General features: G+C 72.3%; 22 protein-coding genes. 9 read left to right on the plus strand and 13 right to left on the minus strand.

Annotated elements, in window-relative coordinates; all coding sequences use genetic code 11:
• Nucleotides 1-30 precede the first annotated feature (30 nt).
• On the plus strand, nucleotides 31-1,503 hold the full coding sequence (locus OP04_RS01215; RefSeq protein ID WP_033337538.1) for a hypothetical protein: 1,473 nt from the start codon (nucleotides 31-33) through the stop codon (nucleotides 1,501-1,503).
• Between the two features lie 64 nt (nucleotides 1,504-1,567).
• Here the strand turns inward: OP04_RS01215 and OP04_RS01220 are convergent, their stop codons facing one another.
• Both OP04_RS01220 and OP04_RS01225 read right to left on the minus strand, forming a co-directional pair.
• Nucleotides 1,568-2,038 (minus strand): SRPBCC family protein, encoded by a 471-nt coding sequence (locus tag OP04_RS01220; RefSeq protein WP_033337539.1) that lies wholly within the window; start codon nucleotides 2,036-2,038, stop codon nucleotides 1,568-1,570.
• Complete coding sequence (locus OP04_RS01225) at nucleotides 2,035-2,376, minus strand: ArsR/SmtB family transcription factor (protein ID WP_033337540.1); 342 nt, start codon at nucleotides 2,374-2,376, stop codon at nucleotides 2,035-2,037. Before OP04_RS01225 ends, OP04_RS01220 begins: the two co-directional genes overlap by 4 nt.
• 138 nt (nucleotides 2,377-2,514) lie before the next feature.
• On the opposite strand from OP04_RS01225, the gene OP04_RS01230 reads away from it, so the two are divergent.
• The 3 genes from OP04_RS01230 to OP04_RS01240 are packed head-to-tail and all read left to right on the plus strand — an operon-like array spanning nucleotide 2,515 to nucleotide 5,762.
• Nucleotides 2,515-3,357 carry a DUF3626 domain-containing protein gene (locus OP04_RS01230; RefSeq protein WP_033337541.1) on the plus strand — a complete coding sequence of 281 codons (843 nt, stop codon included), beginning with the start codon at nucleotides 2,515-2,517 and terminating at the stop codon, nucleotides 3,355-3,357.
• A gap of 36 nt (nucleotides 3,358-3,393) precedes the next feature.
• Nucleotides 3,394-4,722 carry an FAD/NAD(P)-binding protein gene (locus OP04_RS48310; protein ID WP_051796907.1) on the plus strand — a complete coding sequence of 443 codons (1,329 nt, stop codon included), beginning with the start codon at nucleotides 3,394-3,396 and terminating at the stop codon, nucleotides 4,720-4,722.
• A 20-nt stretch (nucleotides 4,723-4,742) separates the two neighbouring features.
• Nucleotides 4,743-5,762: an acyl-CoA dehydrogenase family protein gene (locus OP04_RS01240; protein ID WP_033337542.1), complete on the plus strand. Its 1,020-nt coding sequence runs from the start codon at nucleotides 4,743-4,745 to the stop codon at nucleotides 5,760-5,762.
• Here the strand turns inward: OP04_RS01240 and OP04_RS01245 are convergent.
• The 9 genes from OP04_RS01245 to OP04_RS52845 all read right to left on the minus strand — a co-directional run bounded on the left by OP04_RS01245 (nucleotide 5,752) and on the right by OP04_RS52845 (nucleotide 12,798).
• Entirely contained in the window at nucleotides 5,752-6,543 is a 792-nt protein-coding gene (locus OP04_RS01245) for a spermidine synthase (RefSeq protein ID WP_033337543.1), read from the minus strand. The genes OP04_RS01240 and OP04_RS01245 overlap by 11 nt on opposite strands.
• A 104-nt stretch (nucleotides 6,544-6,647) precedes the next feature.
• Nucleotides 6,648-6,845, minus strand: a complete 198-nt coding sequence (locus OP04_RS01250) for a hypothetical protein (RefSeq protein ID WP_408606690.1) — start codon at nucleotides 6,843-6,845, stop codon at nucleotides 6,648-6,650.
• A gap of 754 nt (nucleotides 6,846-7,599) precedes the next feature.
• Nucleotides 7,600-8,010: a GNAT family N-acetyltransferase gene (locus OP04_RS01255; protein WP_033337544.1), complete on the minus strand. Its 411-nt coding sequence runs from the start codon at nucleotides 8,008-8,010 to the stop codon at nucleotides 7,600-7,602.
• Between the two features lie 270 nt (nucleotides 8,011-8,280).
• A complete protein-coding gene (locus OP04_RS01260; RefSeq protein ID WP_051796908.1) occupies nucleotides 8,281-8,679 on the minus strand; it encodes an Hpt domain-containing protein in 399 nt (132 codons plus the stop codon).
• Nucleotides 8,676-9,821: a response regulator gene (locus OP04_RS01265; RefSeq protein ID WP_033337545.1), complete on the minus strand. Its 1,146-nt coding sequence runs from the start codon at nucleotides 9,819-9,821 to the stop codon at nucleotides 8,676-8,678. Before OP04_RS01265 ends, OP04_RS01260 begins: the two co-directional genes overlap by 4 nt.
• A 200-nt stretch (nucleotides 9,822-10,021) precedes the next feature.
• Nucleotides 10,022-10,576 (minus strand): GNAT family N-acetyltransferase, encoded by a 555-nt coding sequence (locus OP04_RS01270; RefSeq protein ID WP_051797047.1) that lies wholly within the window; start codon nucleotides 10,574-10,576, stop codon nucleotides 10,022-10,024.
• Between the two features lie 64 nt (nucleotides 10,577-10,640).
• Entirely contained in the window at nucleotides 10,641-10,970 is a 330-nt protein-coding gene (locus OP04_RS01275) for a hypothetical protein (RefSeq protein ID WP_033337546.1), read from the minus strand.
• 25 nt (nucleotides 10,971-10,995) lie between these two features.
• Entirely contained in the window at nucleotides 10,996-12,384 is a 1,389-nt protein-coding gene (locus OP04_RS01280) for a DUF4331 domain-containing protein (protein WP_033337547.1), read from the minus strand.
• A 45-nt stretch (nucleotides 12,385-12,429) separates the two neighbouring features.
• On the minus strand, nucleotides 12,430-12,798 hold the full coding sequence (locus tag OP04_RS52845; protein ID WP_157239084.1) for a hypothetical protein: 369 nt from the start codon (nucleotides 12,796-12,798) through the stop codon (nucleotides 12,430-12,432).
• A gap of 176 nt (nucleotides 12,799-12,974) precedes the next feature.
• Between OP04_RS52845 and OP04_RS01290 the strand changes: the two genes are divergently transcribed.
• The 3 genes from OP04_RS01290 (at nucleotide 12,975) to OP04_RS01300 (ending at nucleotide 15,429) form a co-directional block, all read left to right on the plus strand.
• Entirely contained in the window at nucleotides 12,975-13,214 is a 240-nt protein-coding gene (locus tag OP04_RS01290; protein ID WP_033337549.1) for a CPCC family cysteine-rich protein, read from the plus strand.
• Between the two features lie 116 nt (nucleotides 13,215-13,330).
• Entirely contained in the window at nucleotides 13,331-14,149 is an 819-nt protein-coding gene (locus OP04_RS01295; protein WP_051796909.1) for an MSMEG_0568 family radical SAM protein, read from the plus strand.
• A 47-nt stretch (nucleotides 14,150-14,196) separates the two neighbouring features.
• Nucleotides 14,197-15,429 carry a sugar efflux transporter gene (locus tag OP04_RS01300; protein ID WP_232323420.1) on the plus strand — a complete coding sequence of 411 codons (1,233 nt, stop codon included), beginning with the start codon at nucleotides 14,197-14,199 and terminating at the stop codon, nucleotides 15,427-15,429.
• A 359-nt stretch (nucleotides 15,430-15,788) separates the two neighbouring features.
• Here OP04_RS01300 and OP04_RS01305 read toward each other — a convergent pair whose 3' ends face one another.
• Nucleotides 15,789-16,091 (minus strand): STAS domain-containing protein, encoded by a 303-nt coding sequence (locus OP04_RS01305; protein ID WP_033337551.1) that lies wholly within the window; start codon nucleotides 16,089-16,091, stop codon nucleotides 15,789-15,791.
• Nucleotides 16,092-16,093: 2 nt separating this feature from the next.
• A complete protein-coding gene (locus OP04_RS01310) occupies nucleotides 16,094-17,242 on the minus strand; it encodes a PP2C family protein-serine/threonine phosphatase (protein WP_332309656.1) in 1,149 nt (382 codons plus the stop codon).
• Between the two features lie 38 nt (nucleotides 17,243-17,280).
• Between OP04_RS01310 and OP04_RS01315 the strand changes: the two genes are divergently transcribed.
• Both OP04_RS01315 and OP04_RS48315 read left to right on the plus strand, forming a co-directional pair.
• Complete coding sequence (locus tag OP04_RS01315) at nucleotides 17,281-17,703, plus strand: MarR family transcriptional regulator (protein ID WP_033337552.1); 423 nt, start codon at nucleotides 17,281-17,283, stop codon at nucleotides 17,701-17,703.
• 177 nt (nucleotides 17,704-17,880) lie between these two features.
• Complete coding sequence (locus tag OP04_RS48315) at nucleotides 17,881-19,167, plus strand: Tat pathway signal sequence domain protein (RefSeq protein ID WP_157239086.1); 1,287 nt, start codon at nucleotides 17,881-17,883, stop codon at nucleotides 19,165-19,167.
• Nucleotides 19,168-19,187: the final 20 nt, after the last annotated feature.

Below are 19,187 nucleotides of genomic sequence, written 5' to 3' on the forward strand. Positions count from 1 at the left end.
GACGCGAACCCGTTTCGGTAGCGTGCCCGCGTGCAATCACCCACCCCCGATCCCGCCGAGCAGCCGCAGTTCTCCGCGGCACAGCCCGGCCCGGACGCCACCGGCGTCGCTCCCGAGGCCGCCGCGCGGCCCGCGGACGCCACGCAGGACGGCGTTCCCGCACCGCTCGCGGGCACGCCCGTCGCGCACCACGGTGCTCCGTCGCAGGCCGCGGACGTGCCCGTCGCGCACTACGGTGCTCCGTCGCAGGCCGCGGACGTGCCCGTCGCGCACGAGACCGCCTCCGCAGACGCGCAGCCCGCCGGCGTGCCCGCGACCGCCGAGGCCACCGCGCATCACGGCACCTCAGCGCAGCCCACCGGCACCTTCGCGTCCGCTGAGGCGCCCGCTGAGGCCGCCGCGCCGACCGCACCCGGTGCCGTGGAGGCCGCGCCGCAGCACGCGCCCGTGCCGCACCCGTTCGGGCCGCCGCCGATCACCGGGACGCAGCGCGGGCCGCGCCCGGCCACGGTGACGACCGCGCTGGTCCTGCAGTACGTGGTGGCCGGCCTGCTGCTGGTCGCGGGCGCGCTGGTCCTGTGGGAGGGCATCGGCTACAACGCGCTGATCAACGACGCCGCGAGCGTCGCCGGCGCCTCGCAGACGGACGCGGCGGCGGAGCGGCTGATGAACTGGTCGGGGACCGGCGTCGCCGTCTCGCTGATCGTCCTGCTGGCCGGCTGGCTGCTCACCAACACGCTGCTGATGGCGCGCGGTGCGAACGTGGCCCGCATCCTCAACCTGGTCGGGCTCGGCGCGCCGATCGGGATGGCCGTGCTGGCACTCTGCGGCTCCGGCGTGGCGGCCTCGTTCGCGACCGTCTCGCTCGGCGGGTCCGAGGACCCGCTCGGCAGCGACCCGTGGGCGGAGCAGCCGTTCCCGGAGGACTTCGAGGGCGGCCTGCCGTCGCCGGACAGCTACTACCACGCGGACGCGTTCAACGCCCGGCTCACGGATCTGCTGGAGGAGCGCAACACGGCCGTCTTCGACGTGGGCCTGCCGCTGGTCGCGATCATCACGGTGTTCCTGGCCGTCGCCGTGTTCGTGCTGCTGGTGGTGCCGGCCTCGAACCGCTGGTTCAGCCCCGGCGGTGACCGTCCGCGCCCGCGCCGGTTCACCCCGCCGCCCGCGTTCGCCGGTTACGGCGCCCACCCGGCGCACCCGTTCCCGCCGCAGCCGCACCAGCATGTCCCGGTGCCGCACCAGCAGCCGTTCGCGGCCCCGCACCAGCCGTTCTCGCCGCCTCACCAGCAGCAGTTCCCGGTGCCCCCGCAGCCGTTCCCGGCCCCGCACGAGCAGCACCAGGCGCCGCCCCCGCAGTTCCAGGCGCCGCACCAGCCGTTCCCGGCCCCGTATGAGCACCAGGCGCCGCCGCAGCCCGGCCGGCCCGACCCAAGCCAGCCACACCCGGCACAGCCCTATCCGCCGCAGCAGCCTCCGCCGGGCACCGGCCCACAGCAATAGATCAACACCATGTCGGGGGTACGGGGAGAGCGCGCTCTCCCCGTACCCCCGACATGGTGTGATGTCAGGCCTGGAGCTCCTTGAGCAGGGCGTCGAGCGCGACGTAGGACTGCTGCGCCCCCTCGGCCATGCCGGAGTCGACCATGCCGTCCCGGTCCTCCTTCGTGGTGAAACGGCTGGTGGTGGTGATAGTGGTCCGGCCGTTCTCCTCGGTCAGCACGAGCGCGTCCGTGGCCACGTGGCCGGGCATCCCCTCGAACTCGAACGTCTGCACCAGCCGGACCGGCGCCTCGATCTCCAGGAACTCGCCACGGAACGCGTAGGCGTTGCCGTCGTCCGCGTGCTCGACGAACCGGTACTTCCCACCCACCCGGAAGTCGTGCTCGATGTCCAGCGGGTGGCCGCGGCCCCACCACTTGCGCAGGTGCTCGGGCTGCGTGTGGGCGGCCCAGACCAGGTCGCGCGGCGCGTCCACGACGCGGGTCATGACGATCTCGGTGTCGGACAGCGTTGCCACGCTGAGCTGCTCGGTCATTGTTCCGTCTCCCTCGTCTGCAGGTCTTTCAGGTAGGTGTCGAGGCTGGCGTAGCGCTCGTCCCAGAACCGCCGGTACTGCTCCATCCAGTCCGCCACGTCGCGCAGCGGAGCCGGGTCGAGCCGGCAGGGGCGCCACTGAGCGTCCCGGCCGCGGGCTATCAGCCCGGCGCGCTCCAGCACCTTCAGATGCTTGGAGATCGCCTGCAGGCTGACCGGGAACGGCGCGGCCAGATCGTTGACGGTCGCCTCGCCCTCGGTGAGCCGGGCCAGGATCGCCCGCCTCGTCGGGTCGGCCAGCGCCGCGAACACTTCACTGAGCCGGTCGTTCGTCGCCATCATCCTCAACCATTCGGTTAATAAACCACTGGGTTGACTATAGCCTCGGGGCGGACTTGATTGTCAACCCCTTGGTTGAATGTGCTGCTCAGGATAATTGCGTCGCGGTGGCCGGCCGGCCGGGATCATCATCTGTGGATGAGCGAGGAGATCTGGCGGCGCGCCGTCGCCCACGTCGCGGCGCTGGCCACGGGCGCGCCGCTCGCGCCCGGACTGGCCGTCACGCTGCACTTCCATCCGGACCGGCTGACCCGGACCGGTGAGCCGATCCTGGACGCGATGCGGCGGGACGGGCGGTACCGGTCCCAGTTCGAGACCGGTACCGGGAACGGTGGGCTCACGGCCCACCGCGGCGGGGATCGGTGGCGGTGGGAGAGCCGGTTGTTCGGCGCGGTCTACGACGACGCGGGGCCGGAGCACCGGCCGGTCTACGGCTCGCTCAACCACCTCGGAAGTCCGGCCGGGGGGTCGCCGCGGTTCGGGTCGTCGCACTTCCGGCTCGCGCCGCACGTGCTGGAGCGCGTCACGTTCTGCTACCCGGACAGCTTCGCCGCACCGTCGGACTTCGGCGTGCGGGACCGGATGGCGCTGGTGGAACTGGTCGCGGCCGCGGACCCGCTCGACGCCTACGTCGAGGCGCACGTGCACGGGCCGGTGCTGCTGGACCGGGACGTGGACGCGCTGGTGCTCGACCCGAGCTACGCCGGCACGCCGGTCGAGACGTCCGCGCGGGCGCTGCCCTGCCCGGTCGAGTGGCACCCCGGGTTCCGGGCCGGCGTGGACGCGCTGGAGCCCGGCTACCGTCCGGACGCGGGCCGGGACCACGCCCGGCTGCTGGCCGAGGGCGGCGTGCTGGTGCCGCGGCTGATCGGCGACGCGGCCCGCGAGCCCGGCCACGATCCGCAGTTGGTCAAGTGGGCCTGGCACTACCTGGCCCGGTTCGGATCTCCTATCGTGTCCATAGGGAAAGGAGGTCGTTGAGGACAGGACGGAGCCGGGCAACCAGGGAGCAGCACCATGACAGTCGCGATCATCGGCGCGGGCGCGAGCGGCATCCTCACCGCCCGCGCGCTGCGCCGCCGATGTCCGGGCCTGGAGCTGACCCTGATCGACGACCGGCCGGCGGGCGGCATCGCCTACCGCGCGCCCGAGCCCTGGCATCTGCTGAACTCGCGCGCGGCCGTGATGGGGGCGGACGAACCGGGTGACTTCGCCGGCCGTACGGGCCTGGACGGGGACGGCTACGCGCCACGGCGGCTGTTCGGCGACTACCTGCGCGCGGTGCTGGCGGACACACCGGTTGCCCGCCGGGCCGGGCGCGCGGTCCGGGTCACCCGCGGACCGGGCGGACTGGTCGTGCACCTCGCGGACGGGCTGCCGGTCCGGGCGACCGACGTGGTGCTCGCGCTGGGGCCGCCCCGGACCGCGGTGCCCGCGTTCGTGGCCGGGCACCCGGAACTGGTGCCGGACCCGTGGGCGCCGGGCGCGCTGGACGTGATCGATCCGCGGCGTCCGGTGATCATCGCCGGGACCGGCCTCACCGCCGTCGACACCGCGCTCACGCTGCGGCGGCGCGGACAGGCGGCGCCGATCACGATGGTCTCCCGGCACGGGCTGCTGCCGCGGAGTCACGCGGGGGCGAGCGGCGCGCCCGCCGACGGACCTTCGCCGATCCGCGCCCCGGCCGGTGGGTCGCCGGCCGGGGGACGGGCGCCGACCGGCGACGCGCCGGGGGCCACCGGTGCGGCCGGGGGACCTGCCGCCACCGCCGTGGACGAGCTCGCCGCCCGCGCCCGGACGCTGCGCTCACTCGTGCGGGGGATCCGGGAGATCGCCGATCATCACCCCGGCGGCTGGCGGCCCGTCGTCGAGGCGGTGCGGCCGCACACGAACCGGCTCTGGACCGCGGCGAGCGACGCCGACCGGGACCGCTTCCTCCGTCACTGCGCCCGCCACTGGGACGTCCACCGGCACCGGATGGCCGCCCCGATCGCCGCCGAGGTCGCCGCACTCCGCGCGGAACGCGCGCTCCTCATCCGTACCCCCGCGGATGTTGATCTCACAGACGCGCAGGTGGTCAACGCGGCCGGGCCGGGAAGGCTGCCGCACGCGGCGGACCCGCTCGTCGCCGCGCTGATCGCGGACGGCCTGGCCCGCGTCGGACCCTTCGGGCTCGGGCTCGACGTCGGTCCGGACGGGCGCGCGGCCGGCGGACCGCTCTGGGTGGTGGGGCCGCTGCGGCGGGGGAGGATCTGGGAGACCACCGCGATCCCGGAGATCCGCGAGCAGGCCCGCACGCTCGCGGAAACGCTCGGCAGGGCGTACAGAGCGGATGCCGCCGCCTGATTCCCGCTACGTTGAGGGGTATGAGTGATGCGGCGACCATGCGCTCCCGGGCGGAACAGCTGGCCGAGGAGATGTTCCTGCCGGCGGCGGCCGAGGTGGACCGGGCCGGGCGGGTGCCCCAGTCGCACCTGGACATGCTGAAGCGGTTCGGCTTTTACGGCGTCGCGGCGCCGGCCGAGCTCGGCGGCCTCGGCATGGAGGACATGGCGACGGCCGGCTACCTGCTGGAGGTGCTGGCCAGCGGCTGCCTGACCACCACCCTCGTCTGGATGCAGCACCACGGCGTCGTGCTCGGCACCGCGGCCAGCCGCACCCCGGGCCTGCGCGACACCTGGCTGCGCCGTCTGGCCGCGGGCGAGGTGCGCGGCGGCGTGGCGCTGGCCGGGCTGCGACCGGGCGGCGAGGGGATGCGCGCGCGACGGCTGGACAGCGGCTACGTGCTGGACGGCGAGGTCCCGTGGGTCAGCGGCTGGGACATGATCGACGTCGTTCAGGTCGGCGCGCGCGACGAGAGCGGCGCCGCCTGCTTCTTCCTGGTCGACGCGAAACCGTCCGCCACGCTGACCGGCACCGTGCAGGACCTCGCGGCGTTGCGGGCGAGCCGGACCGCGGTGCTGCGCTTCCGGGAGCACCTGGTCCCGGCCGACCGCCTGATGCACGCGCTGCCGATGGACTCGTGGACCCGTGCCGAGGCGCCCGGCTCCGCGCTCAACGGCTTCCTCGCGCTCGGCGTGGCCCGCCGCTGCTGCGCGCTGCTCGGCCCGTCCTCGCTCGACGCGGAGCTGGACTCGGCCCGTGCCGCGCTGCTCGGCGCGGACCCGGAGAAGACGCCGGCGGCCCGCGCCACCGCGTCCGAGCTCGCGCTGCGCGCCGCCTCCGCACTCATCGTGCACCAGGGCTCGAAGTCCGGCCTGCGCGGCGACCACCCGGAACGCCTGTTGCGCGAGGCGGGAATGCTGCTGGTCTACGGCACGCGCCCGCTCATCCGCGACGAGTTGCTGAGCCGGCTGTCGTTCGCCGCAGGCGCCGCTACAGCGTGACGATCGGGTCGTGCAGCGGGAGCGCGCCGGAGATGAAGCCGGTCAGCGCGTCGCCGCCGATCACCTGGCCGGGGTCCTGGTCGCGCGCGTTCAGCGCGGCCAGGCGGTCCAGCGGGAGCCGGCCCTCGGACAAGCCGCCGACCAGCACCGTGTTCCCGTACCGCCGGCCGCGCAGCATGCCGCTCGCGCCGACCACGCACACGTCCGGCAGGACCGCGGCCAGCGTGGCGGTCAGCACGCGCGTGCGGGCCAGCGGCGGGTTGTCCACCACGTTCACCGCGAGCAGGCCGTCCGGCCGCAGCACGCGTTTCGCCTCCTGCACGAAACCGGTGCCGGCGATGCTGCGCGGCATCACGGCCGCCTGGTAGACATCCGCGACGACAAGGTCGAACTCCTGATCGGGCAGCCCTTCCAGCGTCTCGCGCGCGTCGCCGAGCAGCATGGTCACGCCCGCGTCGTCCGGCAGCGGCAGCCGGTCCCAGACCAGCGCCATCAACAGCTCGTCCCGGTCGACCACGGTCTGCGCCGAGCCGGGACGCGTCGTCGCGACGTAGCGCGGCAGGCTCAGCGCGCCGCCGCCCAGGTGCAGCACGCTCAGCGGCTTCCCCGGCGGGGCCATGGCATCGACCACGGTCACCAGCCGCCGCATGTAGTCGAACTTCATCCGTGTCGGATCGGTCGTGTCGACCCACGACTGCGGCACGTTGTCCACCATCAGCGTCCACGCGCCCGGGACCGTGGAGTCCGGCTCCAGCCGCGCCCTGCCGTACCCGGTCGGCATGGAAATCCCCGTGATGGGATCAGGCAGATTCACGCACCCAAACTACGCCCACGCAAAAGGGCCGGCACGCTTGCCGGCCCTTTCTGTGGTCCTCTACTCGTCGCTCACTTGGAGGGTTCCGGCGCCTCACAGTTGACCTTCGGGTTCAGCCCCACGTAGTTCAACGGCCCCGCCACGATCGTCACCGCGGTCGTGGACACCTCCGCACAGTTGTCCGCGTCGTTCGCGAAGTAGCCCCGCTGCCCCGCCGCCAGGGCACCGATGATGAGCCAGATGATGATGACCACCGCTCCGATGCGCACAGATCCTCCTATGTAGAGCGTGTGGCATTCCACCCCCACGCTGCCCCTCGATGTGGTATCGACGTCTCTACCCACCCACGCTCCGCGCTACACTCCGCGCCGCCGAGCCGGCCTGGCGGCGACCGCCGAGCCGGCCTGGCGGCGACCGCCGAGCCGGCCTGGCGGCGACCGCCGGGCCGGTCTGGCGGCGACCCCAGACCCCGAGTCCGCTCGCGCGATGGTCCAGTGCGCTCGCCCCTGCGGGCGATCGGGCCTGCCTGGGGAAACCCCGAAATCCAGATTTCCCGCTTCCGGCGTGGTGCGGCCCGTGTGCTCCCGCGGGCAAACCTCCGGGGCGGAAGACTCCGCTGACGCTCCGCTTCCGCCCCGGCCGGAGCCGGTCTCGCCGCTGCTCACGCACCCCCGCGCGTTCTTCCCGCGTAACTCCGGAAGCCATCGCGCCTGACGATTCCCCGCCACAGGCAAACCCCGTGCCTCACCCCCTGCGCCACGGGCGGACTTCGCGCCACGGGCGGACTTCGCGCCACGGGCGGACTTCGCGCCGCCGACGACCGTTGATCAAGGCATTAGCCCAGCCTCCTAGGATGACTTAGGCGATGTGAGCGTGCCGGACGCGCGTCGCGAGCTGCACCTGCCGGGCGCCCGGTTCAGCAGACCCGAGCCGGCGTGCCGGTCGGCAGGGCTCACCGGGATCAGCCGGCGACCCTGGGGTTCACCGACGGTCCCGCAGGTGCGGCGGGCGGGCAACCGCGGGTCAGGGGAGCGGTTTGTGGAAGTGGTGTTTGGCGGTGTTGCCGGGCATGCCGGGGGTGCGGCCGACCTCGTGGTAGCCGTGGCGCAGGTAGAAGGACGGCGCGTGGAAGGACATGGTGGCGACCACGACACGGTCGCAGCCACGGCGGCGGATCTCGGTCTCGGCGGCGGTCAGCAGTTCGCTGCCGAGACCGCGGCCGCGGTGTTCCGGTGCCAGCCACAGCGACGTGATGCCACCGCACCCGCCCCAGGTGTAGCCGGTGATGCCGCCGATCAGCGTGCCGTCGTCGGCGGTCAGGCGGATCGCCAGATTCCGGTGGTCGTCGGCCGCGACGGCGGCCTCGTTGATCGCGTCGAGCTCGTCGGAGAGCCGCTTCTCGAGCTCGGGATCGTCGTCGGTGAGGTGAAGCATGCGGGTGAGTCTGGCGGCCGCCGTCCTTTCCCGCATTCCGTTTGCCGAGTCCCGCCGGCGAATGTGCGGTGCGGCGCCGGAGCACGATCAACGGGCACTCCGCGCCCGAAATGTCGGCGCATAGCGGCTGGCTCGCTGCTCGTCCTCGCGCTGACGCCTGACCGGTGCGGGGCCGGACGCTGACCGCGACGATCGACGCCGGCCTGCTCGCCGGGATCGCGACGCCGTAGAAGGGCCCCGGTCAGGAGCCGGCGTAGAAAGGGGCCTCGGTCAGGAGTCGGCCAGGCGGGCGGCGGTGCTCTCGAAGACCGGGCGTAGTGCGGTGGCCTCCGCGCGCAGCGCGCTGATCGCGGAGGCGTCGGGGATGCGGCCGGCGCGGATCTCGTCCTCCAGCGCGCCGGCGAGGAGCGCGAGGCCGTCCGCGCCGATGTTGGAGGCGGACCCGCGCAGGGCGTGGGCGGCCACGCGGGAGGCGTCCGGGTCCTCGGCCGCGAGTTCGGCCTCCAGAAGGTCGAGCATCAGGGGGACCTTGCGCAGGAACGATTCGATCAGGCGCACCATGAGCGCGCGTTCCGCCGTCGACGGTTCCGGGCCGGCGATGTCGAGCAGCCGGTCGCGCAGCGCGTCCTCGCGCGGGACGCCGGGGCCGCGCTCGGGGCCGGGGTTCATGAGGGTCGCCGGCGGGAGGCCAGGTCGGCGGGGATGACGGCGAGGACGGGCTCGGCGATCCGGGCGATGTGGCGGAAGTTCATCAGGCGTTCCAGGAGCAGGTCGGTGACGCGGGTGCCGCGGCCGATGAGGACCAGGCCGTTGGCGGCGGTGACGTTCTCGGCCATGCGCATGCCGACTTCGAGCTCGGTGAGCGCCATCGCCCGTACCGTGTCGGGAATTGCGGTGATGCCCTTGATGCGGCGCAGGGCGGCGAGCGCTTCCGGATGGTGGCGGGCCTCCAGGGCGCGGAGCGCGGCTTCGCCGGAGACGCCGCGGGCGGTGTGGTTCTCGAAGTCGCGGGCAACGCTGATGACGCCGACCGCGAGCGGGACGAGCGGGGGCGCGTCCGGGCCGGGTGGCGTGGTCAGGCCGCGGATGACGGCGATGACGTCGTCGAGGTTGGGTACGTCCGCGAGCAGCCGGACCGCCACGTCCGGCATGGCGTCGACCATGCGCTGCTCGGGTGGTGCCAGCGGGATGCCCGCGTCCATCCGCTCCAGCACCGCGGGCGGGAGCGCGACGGCGCCGAGTTGCGAGCACATGGCCGCGACCTCGATCTCCCACAGGTTGTCCAGCCCGAGGTCGTGACAGATCGCCGTGACCAGTTCACGGATGCGGCCGGCGCGGGCGAACGCCGCCGGATTCGCGAGTTCCAGACAGCCGAACAGCGCCTGAAGGCTGGCCCGGAGCGTCTTGTCCAGCACCGCCCGTTCCGCGACCGCGATCCGGTGGTACTCGGCCGCGTCCCCGACCGTGGTGCGCAGTTCTCCGGTGGGGCAGGGCTTGGTGAGAAAGCGGTAGACGCCCCCGTCATTGATCGCCGCGATCGCATGGGAGACATCGGCCTGCGCCGTGAGCAGCACACGCGTGGTGTCAGGATGATGCAGCCGCATCTCGCCGAGCAGCTGTGCCCCCGACATGTCCGGCATGAGCATGTCCGAGACGATCACCGCGATGTCGTCCTGCGCCGCGAGCAGCGCCAGCGCCTCGCGCCCGTTCACCGCGGTATGCGTCTCGAAGTCACCGCGCAGCTGAAGCGTGAGCGTGTCGAGCACCGCCTCGTCATCGTCGACGAGCAGTACTCCGGGACGATCGGCCATCAGCGTCAAAACCTCCCTGATGGCCCCATCGGATCCGCCGGCAGAACCTTTAGCAATCCCGCGGTACGCCGTCCCCGCAAACTGCCCGCGGCCACTCCCGGCCGGCTCCGTGGCCCGGTCCGCGCGTGGCATCGGCTGTTTCCCGACATTGCGCGACGTGCCCCCTGGCCGCGGCGGGCTCAGACCTCGACCCCGGAACCTCAGTGAACGCCGAACTTCCGGCCGCGTAGCCCCCGGTCCGCCGCCGCCCCCCGACGCATAGCCACCCGAGGCCACCGGTCCAGCCCGCAGGCCCGCTCCCGCTCCCGAATCTCCGCAAGGCCTGCCGGGAGCGCATCATCCGGCACGACCACGAACCCGAGCCGCGCGTAATAAGGCGCGTTCCACGGCACGTCCGCGAAGGTGGTCAGCGTCGTCCCGTGCGCTCCCCGGGCGTACCCCCAGAGCTCGCAGGTGTTGATGAGCGCCGCCCCGAGACCATGCCCCGCATGGGCCGGATGGACAGATACCTGCGAGACATGCGCCTCGTCGTCGACCAGGTCCGCCAGCAGATAGGCGACGGGCATCCCAGGAGCGGCCGCAACCACCCACGCCCGCCCGTCACGTTGATATCCGGCCAGTTCGTCCAGCGAGGGTGGCGCGTCGGCCGCGATCGCGTCCATGCCGACGTCCGCGAAGCAGGCGCCGGCCGCGATTTCGAGCGGCGGCAGCCACGGCAGGTCGGCCGCGCCGGCGAGCCTCAGGGAGTACGGCATCCTGAGCACGATAAAGAAAAGCCTTCGGGGGTACGAGCGAATTCGCTCGTACCCCCGAAGGCTTTCAGTTGGCCGGCCAGGAGAACTCGGCCACGCGGGACGCCGCGATCTCGACGGTGCCGGCCTGCTCGGCCTCGCCGCGCCAGACCGCGTAACGGCCTGCGGGCAGGCTCGGGTAGACCGCGCAGTAGAGCTTGCCCTGGTTGATCAGGCGTTCGCGGACCGCGACGTGCGTGCGCTGCGCCGGGATCATGTCCAGCGGGCTGATCTCGATCTCCAGGCCCTGCTGCTCCGGGCCGGTGTAGATGACCAGCGCGCCGGTGTCCCGGCCGATGTCGAGCATGACGCTGCCGGTCTCGGAGGTGCCGTAGTTGTGGTGGTGGTGCGTGTGCATAGCAAGACCTCCTGTGTGGACCGGATCAGGACGGGTTGTTGAAGCCGTCGTACGGCAGGCCCAGGTACGGGAAGTGGCCGAGGAACCCCGCCGTCACGTCCTTCGCCGTGATGCCCTGCTCCAGCAGGCCGGTCGCCTCGTCCGGCGTGAAGTCCTTGTCGATCAGCGGGAACGTGGCGCCCGCGACCGCGCGCAGCGCGATGCCGACCACGTCGTCCTCGGGGCGGCGGCCGTTGGGCCAGCCGGCCGCGTCGCCGGCGACCAGGCCGAACGCGTTGGGCTCCGCGGTCGGCGGGATCGCGGTGTTGAGGCGCAGCATGTCGGCCTGGGTCTCGCCGGTGAAGTTCGTGAAGCCGTCGATGATGCCCTCGGGGATGCCGGTGAGCAGGATCGCGAGCAGGTCGGCGCGGTCGGTCTTGTCCGCGACGAGCTTCTCCAGGTTCGGGAAGACGTCCGGGTAGAGGACCGGCAGCAGCGTGGCGAGCTCGGGCCGGGCGACGAACTCGGCGAAGCGCTTGTCCTCGGTGGGCTCCAGCGCGTTGAACGTGTCCTTCTGCGCCATCGGCACGATGACCTCGTTGAACAGCGGGTTGCCGAGCCGGGAGACCTGCACGGTCGGGCCGAGGTCGAGGTCGTTGCCCTTGTTGCCGTGCAGCACGCGGACCTGGCGGCGGCTGGCGGTGGTCCACACGCCGATCGTCGCGGCGGCCTCGTTGTACTTGTACTTCTTGCCGCCCTGGGTGACCGAGGAGAGCGGGAGCTGCAGCGCGATGCTGTGCACGTTCGTCTTGTCGAGCGCGTTCACGCCGTCACCGGGGGCGTCGAAGATGTTCTTGCCGGTGAGGTGCAGGTTCTGGAACGGCCGCAGCGTGCCCAGGTCGAAGATGGCGCCGAGGTCGACGAAGAAGCCGTCCGCGCGCTGGCCGGCGAAGACGCGCGCGCCGCTCTCCAGCTTGTAGACCGCGTCCTTGGCGAGCTTGGCGTAGTCCGGCGTGGACGACGGGCCGATGTTGCACGGCGGGCAGGGGATGTCCTTGCCGACGATCGTGGCCTTGCCGTGCATGTCGACGCAGGTGACCGTGTAGAACTGCTTGCGGTTCCAGTCGGCGTCGTCGAGTGTCTCGATCGGCCCGGTGTTGTAGAGGAACGTCTTGTCGTTCGTGATCTCGGTCCGGAACCGGAATTGGTACGTGACGTCGGCCTTGGCATCGCCATTGTTGTCGATGTGGATCTCGTAGAGCACGTCGTCACCGAACTCGAAGAAGTTCGGGCCACCGGACGGGACCTGCAGCGGCAGGTAGTTCGCGATAATCGTCACGGTGTCCGGCTTGTCCGGGCTGACGAACGCGTACAGGTCGGTGCTGTCGGCGACCGGGTCTTTCGAGATCTCGGGGGCCTCGCGGTGCGAAGACATGCTGTTTACCTCTTCGAGTCGGGAGAAGTGTGAGAGGGGGTGCGACTACTTTTTCTTGGAGGCCTTGACCAGGTCGGAGGCGAGACCCTTGTCCTTCACCTGGACGACGCGGTCGCCGACGAAGATGGCGAGTTCGCCGTTCTTGGCGTTGACCACCTGGACGACGATCGCGTCACCGTTGTCGGAGCCGTTCTCCCGGGCGGCGGCGAATCCGGCCACGGCGGCGGTGCCGATTCCGACGGTTGCGGTACCGGCGCCGATCAGCACCTTGCGGCGGGAGAGAGCGAATCGAGGCATCGTCAGTTCCTTCGGTTCCGCCGCCGCGGTAATGGCGGCGGGTGAGTGTTTTAGCGAGGCGCCCATGAGTACGGGGTCGGGTGCCCGGATGGTTCGACCTGATTCGGCGAGATCCACATACGTACAGCTCACGCACAGTTGTGACCTGTATCACAGGAATTGGACGGGTGAACGGACCCATCCGCGCTGGCCACGGCTCCGGATACTCCTGCGTGGAACTCTCTGTCCACGCGCTTCTTCCGGTGGCAACCTCGGTCTACCCGCGCCGGGGGAGGCATGGCAAGGTAACCGGGGTGGAGCAGTTTGTAGTCAGCCCGTGCGCGTGTTGCGGATACCGAACCGGGGGCGGAACGTGCCCGGTGTGTTTCTGGACAGAAGACGGTTCGACCGACCAGGACGCGAAAACCGTCAAGGGCGGCCCGAACGGGGAGCTCAGCCTCGAAGAGGCGCGCCTGAACTTCGCCATCTACGGCGCAAGCCATCGGCGGTACGAGGACGTGGTGCGCAAACCACGCGAGGACGAGTTGCCCTGACCTGCGACCTGGTGGCCTCCCCTCACCGGGAGGCCACAGTGGACGTGAGCCGGGCTTAACCGGCGCGCCTTCCCGGCGAAACCGGGCAGAGATCGGTCACCGTCGAAGATTCCGGTATGGCCGACCTACCGGTCCCGCGCTTCTACGGCCTCGTCACCGCCGACGGCGTCCCCTACCACCGCATCGCCCGTCTGCCCGAGCCCGGCCTGGTCACGGCGACGGTCGTGCAGACCTGCGTGCGCTACGACGAATCCCAGCGCTGCCGGTTCTGCGCCATCGAACAGGCCGACGGCACACTGCGGGTCAAACGCCCGGCCCAGCTCGCCGAGGTCGTCCGCGCGGCCGTGCTGCTCGACGGCGCCCGCGCGGTCTCGCTCACCACCGGCACCTCCTCCGGCCCGGACCGTGGCGCCCGCTACCTCGCCCGCTGCGTGCGCGCCATCCGCGCCGCGATCGGCCCGGCCGTCCCGATCCAGGTCACCTGCGAGCCGCCGGCCGACCTGTCCGCGCTCGGGCTGCTGCGCGAGGCCGGGACCACCGCGATCGGCATGAACGTCGACACGCTCGACGACCGCCTGCGCCGCCGCTGGCTGCCCGGCAAGGCCAAGGTCCCGCTCGCCCAGTACGAGGCCGCCTGGGAGCACGCGGTGCGCGTCTTCGGCCGCAACCGCGTCTCCACCTGCCTGATCGTCGGCCTCGGCGACCGCCCGGAAGACCTGATCATCGGCGCACAGCGGCTGATCGCGCGCGGCATCCACCCGTTCGTCGTACCGCTGCGGCCCATCCCCGGGACGCTCGCCCACCGCGACGGACTCGCCCCGCCACCGCCCGACCTGGTCGCACTGATCACCGCCGTGGTCGACGGCCTGCTCGCCGAGCACCAGCTGTCCGGCGGCGCCTGCACGCCGCGCCGCGCCGCGAGTGTGGGGTGGTGACCCCCTACCCTCCGGCGGGCTGAGATCGCAGGGCGTAGCCTGGCCCGGTGTTGAGTGATCTTGGTGCTCTGCGTCGGCTCCTGCTGCCACTCGCCGTCATCTGCGTGGCGGCCGGCCTGTCCGGAGCCGTCTTCTCACCACTGCTCTCGCTCTTCCTCAGCACCGAGGTCCAGGCCAGCCCGGCCCAGATCACCATGTTCCTGGTCGCGTCGCCGCTCGCGTCCGTGGCCGTCTCCACCGTCGTCGGGCGGCTGTCCGACCGGTACCCGATCCGCCGGATCCTGCTGGTCGCGACCGGTGCGGCCGGCGCCGCGGGCATGGCGGCCACGGCGTACGTCCGCGACTTCTGGTTCCTGCTCCTGCTCGCGGTGACCGTGACCGCGTTCGCGCAGACCACGTTCCCGCAGTCGTTCGCCTATGCGCGGCAGGCACTCGCGCGGGTGGACTCCGGACGCTCGGCGATGGCGATCAGCACGCTGCGCACGCTCTACTCGGCCGCGTGGGTGGGCGGGCCGCCGATCGCGGCGGTGGTGCAGTCGGTGGGCGGGTTCCGCTGGGTGTACCTGCTGGCCGCGGCCGCGTTCGCGGCGGCGACGCTGGTGGCGCTGGCCTGGCTCGCGGAGCCGCCGCCGGTGCCGTCCGCTGCTGCTCCGGTCGCCGCCGGGCCTGCTCCGGAGGCGCTGCCGGTCGGCGTCCTGCCCGACTCGCCGCCGCCGCTCAGGGAGAACGCGCCCGGCTGGGTCCTGGCCGTGACGATCATGGGATTCACGCTGCTGCAGACGCCGCTGACGCTCGGCCTGCAGGCGCTGCCGCTCTTCGTGATCAACGATCTGCACGGGGTGACGCGCGACTCCGGGCTGATCCTGGGGCTGTGCGCGGCGCTGGAGATCCCGCTGATGCTGGCGTCGGGGGCACTGGCCACCCGGCTGCCGCTGCGCGGGCTGGTACTCGGCGGGGCGGTGCTCGGGATGCTGTACTACGGGCTGGCCGGGCTCGCGTCCCAGGTGTGGATGCTCCTGGCGGGGCAGATGCTGAACGCGGGCTACATCGCGGCGGTGACCGGGATCGGAATCTCCTACGTGCAGGACATGCTGCCGCGCGAACCGGGACGCGCGACGACGCTCTACAGCAATACGTACACGATCGGGGCGGTACTGGCAGGGCCGCTGCTGGGAGTGGCGACGGCGGTCGGGGTGCGGTGGGCGTACCCGATGTGCGCGGGGTTGTGCGCGTGCGGGCTGGTGCTGCTGCTGGTGACGCGGCGGGGTTATAAAGGCTGAAAATCTTTGATTTTCCCGCTTCCGGCGTGGTTGCGGTCCGTGTGCTCCCGCGGGCAAACCTCCGGGGATCGGAAGACTCCGCTGGCGCTCCGCTTCCGAGCCCCGATCGGAGCCGGTTTCGCGGTGGTTCCGGAAGAGCACGCGAGATTCGCCGCCGGTCCGGTAGGCGGGGCGACTCTGGTTCCGCGACCCCCTCAATTCTCTCGGTCTCGGTCCCGGTCCCGTCTTGGTTCTGGTCCCGGCCTGGTTCCGGTCATGGTCTCGGCCTCGCCTCAGCCCAGATCCGGTGTGCGCGCGGGCGAATCGACGGGCGAGAGGGATCGCGAGGTCTGCGCGCGCGACGCGCGCTGGAAGGCGGGTCAGATCAGGTCCAGCAGGGTGTCGATGCCGGAGAGGGTGAGGACGCGGCGGAGGCGGGGGCTGGGGCGCAGGGACAGGGAGGTGGTGGTGGCGGCGCGCCAGGCGGCGACGAAAGCGGCGATTCCCCGCGAATCGCAGAAGGTTACCTCGGCGGCGTCGATGAGCAGGCGGCGTGGGGCGGAGGCCAGGGCCTTCAGGAGGGCCTGCTCGAGGGTGGGCGCGGTGGCGCCGTCGATCTCGCCGGCCACGTGGATGGTCAGCTCGTCGGGGCGGCCGCTCTGCCGCAGCACCAGGTCGGTCATGGTCAGCCTCGGGTGTCTCCTGAGTGGGGCGGCGTCCAGTCCAGGCACACCGCCACGGCGTCGTCGATCATCTCGCCGCCGATGAAGGCACGCAGGTCGCCGATGACGGAACGGACGGCGGCCAGCGGGGAGAGCGCGCCGCTGCGGGTGAGGAAGCGGTCGAGCAGGCTCTCGCCGTAGCGGACGCCGCGGGCGGTGGCGTCGACGATGCCGTCACTGACGACGAAGAGGCGGTCGCCGGGGGCGAGCGTGAACGTCTGGGTGGCGTACATGGTGCCGTCGAACATGCCGAGCGGGTCCTGTGCGTCCAGCGTGATCGGGCTGATCTCGCCGTCGCGCAGGCGCATCAGGCGGGGGGAGCCGGCGTCGACGGCGGTGACGACGCCGGTGGTCAGGTCCAGGTCGAGCAGCAGCGCGTCGATGTGCAGCGTGCCCCGGTGGTACGAGTAGATCGCCTGGTCGGCGAGCATGGCCTGGTCCGCGATGTCCAGGCCGGCGCGGCGCGCGTTGCGCAGCGCGTTCAGCGCCAGGCAGGTGAGCGTGGCGGCGGCGACGCCCTCGCCGTGCCCGTTGGCCACGACGACCTGCAGGCGGTCCGGGTCGTCGGACCAGTCGAACGTGTCGCCGCGCACCGCGTACGCCGGCTCGAGCTGCCCGGCCAGCGCGAACGCCGGACCGGTCCTGGCCCGGCCGGGGAGCAGCCCCCACTGCATCTCGGCCGCGAGCGTGAGCCGTTTGGTGCGGGCGGCGACCGCGTACCGGTCGGTGCCCTCGCGCGCCCCGGCCAGCGCGTGCGCGAGCAGGTCGGCGATCTCGGACAGCTCGGCTCGGAGGTCCGGGTCGGCGGGTACCGGCGTGAGGCGCACGACGCCGAGCCGGTCGCCGCGGACCGCGACCGGCAGCCACAGCGCGGTGCCGTCCACGACCTCGGCCAGGTGGTCGAACGCGCGCCAGGCAGGCGTGCCCGGGTGGGTGACGGCCGGGCCGCCGTCCAGCGGCACCAGCTCGCTGAGCCGGTAGTCGACCTGGAACAGCTCGAACGCGGTGATCGTGTACTCCTTCGCCAGGAACTCGGCGAGGTGTTCGACGATCTGGTGGGCGGGCGCCGACATCAGCGCCCGCTGGGCCCCGATCAGGCGGTCGTGCATCATGCCTCCCGAGGGCGAACGAGGATAGTCTTGCCTGCACCATGGGTGCCGACCGTGTCCCGGACGCCGCCGCCATCGACGCGGCGGCGGACGGGTTGCTGGCCGCGTACGACGACGATCTGCCCCAGCGGCTGTCCGCGTCGCAGCTGCGGGCACTGCTGACGCTGGCGGAGCTGCCCGGCGGCATCAATCTGCGCGGCCTGGCCGACCGTCTCGGCGTGGTGATCTCCTCCGCGAGCCGGCTGTGTGACCGGCTGGTCGCGGCCGGTCTGCTGGAGCGCCGCCAGTCCGACGAGGACCGGCGTGAGGTGCTGGTGCGGTTGTCCGACTCCGGCCGTCGCCTGCTCGGCGAGGTACGGAGCCGGCGGCGGGAGCGGCTGGCCCAGGTGTTGTCCCGGATGACGCCCGAGGACCGTGCGGCACTGCGCCGCGGCCTCGAAGCGTTCCGTGAGGCCACTCCCTAGAGCGGCCCGGTGTTCGCGCACGAATAATCCCCTCCCGCGCAGAAAGATACTTGCTGGAAAGCAACTATTCAACGCCGGGCGGCGTGGCGCGCCTTCTGTCGTGCAGCCGTCGGGTAAAAGGTGCATAAAGGGCGGAGATACGGGGGTTTCTCCATGGTGTCAGTCGGTGGTCGTCGCGTGTTGCTCAAAGCCGCGGCGGGAGGGCTGGTGGCGGCCGCGTTACCGGCCGAACAGGCGCGGGCGAACGTGCCGTGGGTGCAGGCCGGGCGCTTCCTGGACGCGATGACCGACGTCCACGACGGCGACGGTCCGCGGCTTCCGCAGTCGTACTCCGATCAGGTCGGTCTGATGAGCACCGCGTTCACGTACGACGCCGCGCTCGCCATCCTCGCGTACCTCGTGCTGGGTGACCTCAGACGCGCCCGCGCGATCGGGGACGGTCTGCTGCACGCGCGCACGCACGACCCGGAGTGGGGGACCGGGCCGCTGCGCCAGGCCTACGCGGCCGGGCCGTACCGGCGTGGTGAGCGCGGCTGGGACCACGGCTTCACCGGCCCGGACGGCACGGTCGACGCGGGCGGGCCGTTCCGCTTCACCGCGGCCTACACCGGCGACCAGGCCTGGGCCGGGCTCGCGCTGCTGGCGCTGCACCGGCGCACCCGCGACCAGCGCTACCTCGAGGGCGCGACCGCGCTGGCCGCGTGGGTCCGCGACGAGGCCGCCTCGCCCGGCCCGCTGGGTGGTTACACGCTCGGCCGGAACCGGCAGGGCGCACCGACGACAGCGCAGTCCACCGTCCACAACGCCGACCTCTACACCCTCTTCTCGCGGCTCAACTGGACGAAGGAGCAGGACAACGCGCGCCGCTTCGTCGAACGGGCCTGGATCGTCGGCGACGAGGAGTGCTGCTTCTCCGCCGGGTCGCCGGACGGCGAGACCAGGGACGACGGCGCCCGCACGCTGGAGGCGCAGACCCACCCGTGGCTCGCGCTGCGTGACGAACGGCACCGGGGCGCGCTCGCGTTCGTCGACTGCCGGCTGCGCGTCGCGGACACGCCGGACGCGCCGAACAGCGCGCTCACCGGCCGGCAGCACTACCGCGGCATCACGGTCAGCACCGGCAGCCCCGAGGCGGACCCGGGCCGGCCGATCGAGGAGGGCCTGCCCGCGCCGGATCCGCAGGCGGTCTGGTTCGAGGGCACCGCGCAGTACGCGGTCGCGCTCCGGGCCGCCGGCGAACCCCGCCGTGCGCTGCGCGAACGCGACCCGATCACGGACGCGCAGACCGAGCTGGGCACCGGGCAGACCGCGGCCGGACGCGCGCTGCCGGAGAGGTCCGGGGTGGTCGCCGCGTCCAGCCCGCTGCACGTCGGGTTCGCCGACTCCGGCTACTACCCGAGCCGCCACGTCGCCGCGACCGCCTGGCACGTCCTGTCGATCAAGGGGGTGAACCCGCTTTCCTGATCGCACCCCGGTCGTTAGAC

Source organism: Catenuloplanes japonicus, assembly GCF_000717135.1.
In the GTDB taxonomy this organism is placed as follows: domain Bacteria; phylum Actinomycetota; class Actinomycetes; order Mycobacteriales; family Micromonosporaceae; genus Catenuloplanes; species Catenuloplanes japonicus.

What these genes read in the sequence shown, in the direction of transcription:
- OP04_RS01270 (WP_051797047.1), bottom strand. Translation starts at nt 10,576, where the DNA reads ATGCCGTACTCCCTGAGGCTCGCCGGCGCGGCCGACCTGCCGTGGCTG.
- OP04_RS01295 (WP_051796909.1), top strand. Translation starts at nt 13,331, where the DNA reads ATGGCCGACCTACCGGTCCCGCGCTTCTACGGCCTCGTCACCGCCGAC.
- OP04_RS01260 (WP_051796908.1), bottom strand. Translation starts at nt 8,679, where the DNA reads ATGAACCCCGGCCCCGAGCGCGGCCCCGGCGTCCCGCGCGAGGACGCG.
- OP04_RS01265 (WP_033337545.1), bottom strand. Translation starts at nt 9,821, where the DNA reads ATGGCCGATCGTCCCGGAGTACTGCTCGTCGACGATGACGAGGCGGTG.
- OP04_RS01305 (WP_033337551.1), bottom strand. Translation starts at nt 16,091, where the DNA reads ATGACCGACCTGGTGCTGCGGCAGAGCGGCCGCCCCGACGAGCTGACC.
- OP04_RS01225 (WP_033337540.1), bottom strand. Translation starts at nt 2,376, where the DNA reads ATGGCGACGAACGACCGGCTCAGTGAAGTGTTCGCGGCGCTGGCCGAC.
- OP04_RS01220 (WP_033337539.1), bottom strand. Translation starts at nt 2,038, where the DNA reads ATGACCGAGCAGCTCAGCGTGGCAACGCTGTCCGACACCGAGATCGTC.
- OP04_RS01230 (WP_033337541.1), top strand. Translation starts at nt 2,515, where the DNA reads ATGAGCGAGGAGATCTGGCGGCGCGCCGTCGCCCACGTCGCGGCGCTG.
- OP04_RS01245 (WP_033337543.1), bottom strand. Translation starts at nt 6,543, where the DNA reads ATGCCGACCGGGTACGGCAGGGCGCGGCTGGAGCCGGACTCCACGGTC.
- OP04_RS01275 (WP_033337546.1), bottom strand. Translation starts at nt 10,970, where the DNA reads ATGCACACGCACCACCACCACAACTACGGCACCTCCGAGACCGGCAGC.
- OP04_RS01310 (WP_332309656.1), bottom strand. Translation starts at nt 17,242, where the DNA reads ATGATGCACGACCGCCTGATCGGGGCCCAGCGGGCGCTGATGTCGGCG.
- OP04_RS01315 (WP_033337552.1), top strand. Translation starts at nt 17,281, where the DNA reads ATGGGTGCCGACCGTGTCCCGGACGCCGCCGCCATCGACGCGGCGGCG.
- OP04_RS01280 (WP_033337547.1), bottom strand. Translation starts at nt 12,384, where the DNA reads ATGTCTTCGCACCGCGAGGCCCCCGAGATCTCGAAAGACCCGGTCGCC.
- OP04_RS01255 (WP_033337544.1), bottom strand. Translation starts at nt 8,010, where the DNA reads ATGCTTCACCTCACCGACGACGATCCCGAGCTCGAGAAGCGGCTCTCC.
- OP04_RS01240 (WP_033337542.1), top strand. Translation starts at nt 4,743, where the DNA reads ATGAGTGATGCGGCGACCATGCGCTCCCGGGCGGAACAGCTGGCCGAG.
- OP04_RS48310 (WP_051796907.1), top strand. Translation starts at nt 3,394, where the DNA reads ATGACAGTCGCGATCATCGGCGCGGGCGCGAGCGGCATCCTCACCGCC.